This window comes from Oceanobacillus indicireducens (genome assembly GCF_014647195.1).
Lineage (GTDB): Bacteria > Bacillota > Bacilli > Bacillales > Amphibacillaceae > Oceanobacillus > Oceanobacillus indicireducens.
Genome location: NZ_BMOS01000060.1, coordinates 1 through 2,116 on the forward strand (window position 1 = coordinate 1; position 2,116 = coordinate 2,116).

The 2,116-nt window shown below is 34.0% G+C and carries 2 protein-coding genes and 1 pseudogene; 2 read left to right on the forward strand and 1 reads right to left on the reverse strand.

The window, feature by feature from the left end:
* Positions 1-29: 29 nt before the first annotated feature.
* Positions 30-734 (reverse strand): Rpn family recombination-promoting nuclease/putative transposase, encoded by a 705-nt coding sequence (locus IEX94_RS19060; protein ID WP_229782811.1) that lies wholly within the window; start codon positions 732-734, stop codon positions 30-32.
* A gap of 276 nt (positions 735-1,010) precedes the next feature.
* On the opposite strand from IEX94_RS19060, the gene IEX94_RS19065 reads away from it, so the two are divergent.
* Both IEX94_RS19065 and IEX94_RS19565 read left to right on the forward strand, forming a co-directional pair.
* Entirely contained in the window at positions 1,011-1,871 is an 861-nt protein-coding gene (locus IEX94_RS19065) for an RpnC/YadD family protein (protein WP_188859800.1), read from the forward strand.
* A gap of 60 nt (positions 1,872-1,931) precedes the next feature.
* Positions 1,932-2,116: pseudogene (locus IEX94_RS19565) on the forward strand (hypothetical protein); the annotation flags it as partial.

The following is a 2,116-nucleotide window of genomic DNA, read 5'->3' on the forward strand; positions in this document are numbered from 1 at the left end:
CTAGGATTTTGAAATAATATCACCGAGAACTATTTTACACATACTAAAAGTAATAACCATCTTGCTAGTAAATCATTCCAAGGATCAAGCTGCTCTTTTTTCCACGCCTGGATGAGCTTAGGCATTTCTATAAAATGAAACTCCATCACATCGGTCAGCTTGAACTTTTCTTCATCTTCGTACAGGTGATACATGGTGTGGAATCGTTCCGTTTGCATCAAGTAGTTGAAGTTCATGATATTAATGGCAATGACTGGTCTTAGTTCCTTATAAGCCATACTCTTTTTCATTTGCCGGCGATAGATACCTGACCAATAATAAATCGAGCGGTTAATCATATTATGCTGATCCGTGAACTGGATTTCCACATTGATTCGTTCACCAGTTTCAGTTTCAACGATTATATCTAATCGTGACTGCTTGTCACCGTCATATTCCTCTACTTCCTCTACGTTTATAAAAATGATGTCCTTAATAGAGTTGCGATTCGTTTTTTGCAAAATTGCATTTAAAAATACCACAGTGATTTGTTTATTCTTTTCTGTACCAAATAACTGTTTAAAAGCATAATCAACTTTTAGATCCATAAATTTGTTCAAGGGTATCCGTTTGAGTAAAGTAGTATCCGAACGTTTTCGGTTTGACTTTGGTCGAACGTGTTCTTTGTCCTCCTTTACTTCCATTATGATTGGGGGAACAGTGGGATAAATTTCAGAGGTAGTATTTCGTGGCATATTGATGCTCCTTATTAAATTTTGAGGGTAGTTTCTGAGAGGTATTTCTACTGTAAGTATACCAAATATTTATATAAGATTCAGTTATTTTTTATCATTCCTCGGAGTATGAAGATGTGTAATTGTTATGGTGGCTCACTTTTAAGTTACCATATACGTAAATAATAGTTTTTTACACTTCATTGAAACAACCGAACAAATGTGCTAAGATAGATAAAGAATATTATCTTCTAGAAACCTCACCATAATATCTTAAAAGGACGGGATATCTTGGTAATGCCCCTAGTTATTAGAGAAAAAACGTCGACTTACACAAAACATGATCAGCTTCATAAAAAACTTATCCACACATTTTTCAAAGAATTTCTAAAAGTATTTTTTCCAGACGTGCATAAGCAGATTGATTTTCATGCGATTAAACCAATTTCAGAAGAAGTATATACAGATATAGTGGAAGGAGAGACTAGGCGGCTTGATATTGTTGTGGAAACTAAGATAAGAAATACAGATGTTGTGATCATTGTTCATATTGAACCACAGAGCTATGTGCAAAGGCATTTTCATGAACGGATGTTTCATTACTTCAGTTTGCTCTATAATAAGTATAGAAGACCGATTGTGCCCATTGCAGTATTTAGTTATAAGGAAAATTGGGAAAAGAACAAGTATACGATGGAATTTCCATTTCTTTATGTTTTGACATTTAACTTTCTGACCCTGCATTTGAAAAAGGAGAATTGGCGTGATTATATACGTTCGGATAATCCGGTAGCCGCAGCATTATTGAGTCAAATGGGATATGATAAAGTAGAAAAAATAGAAGTAAAAAAGGAATTTTTGCGTATGCTGACGAGAATGGAACTTGATCCGGCAAAACAACGATTAATATATGGCTTTTTTGAAACATATTTAAAACTATCAGAAGAAGAGGAGGAAAAGTTGATGAAGGAAATTAGGGATTTACCAGAGGCTGAAAAAATATTGGAAATTCCAATTTCGTATGAGGAGAAAGGAAGGGTTGAAGGGGTTAAGCAAGTAGCGATGGAAATGATAAAAGAAGGAGCCAGTTTAGAATTCATCTCTAAAGTAACAAAATTAACAATGGAAGAGTTAGAGAAATTAAAAAAGCATATATGAATATAACTTGAAGTTATTCCAAAAAACATTCAAGCTGGAGGGCACGTAAGTCTTCCCCAAGTGCTTCTTTTTGTTTTACGGGATCCAATACTAAATACTTCAAGATACCTTTCTTCGGCAAAACAACGATTAATATATGGCTTTTTTGAAACATATTTAAAAATATCAGAAGAAGAGGAGGAAAAGTTGATGAAGGAAATTAGGGATTTACCAGAGGCTGAAAAAATATTGGAAATTCCAATTTC